Source organism: Mesorhizobium sp. M8A.F.Ca.ET.161.01.1.1 (assembly GCF_004792105.1).
In the GTDB taxonomy this organism is placed as follows: Bacteria; Pseudomonadota; Alphaproteobacteria; order Rhizobiales; family Rhizobiaceae; genus Mesorhizobium.
Genome location: NZ_SRTD01000137.1, coordinates 1 through 389 on the forward strand (window position 1 = coordinate 1; position 389 = coordinate 389).

1 pseudogene is annotated in these 389 nt (G+C 63.8%); it reads right to left on the reverse strand.

What is annotated here, in order from left to right:
• Positions 1–3 precede the first annotated feature (3 nt).
• Positions 4–389 (reverse strand): annotated as a pseudogene (locus tag EN804_RS35020) (AAA family ATPase); the annotation flags it as partial.

Below are 389 nucleotides of genomic sequence, written 5' to 3' on the forward strand. Positions count from 1 at the left end.
CTAGACATAGTATGCCTCGTCCATTAACAGCACGCCGCCTATCGCCTTCTTCAGGATCTCCTTGGTCTTCGGGGCAGTGTCGCCGATATACTGGCCGACCAGGTCGTCGCGCGTCACCGAAACCAGATGGCCCTTGCGGACATAGCCCAGCCGATGCAGCAGGTCAGCCATTCGCAATGCGACGGTGGTCTTGCCGGTGCCCGGATTGCCGGTGAAGCTCATATGTAGTGTCGGCGTTTCGTGCGCCAGGCCCATGCGGCGGCGCGCCCGCTCGACCAGCAGGAGCGCTGCCGTCTCGCGGATGCGTCTTTTGACCGGGGCGAGCCCGATCAGCTCGCGGTCGAGCTCCGCCAAGACGTCCTTGACGCCGGAAGTCTCGAATTCCCCGC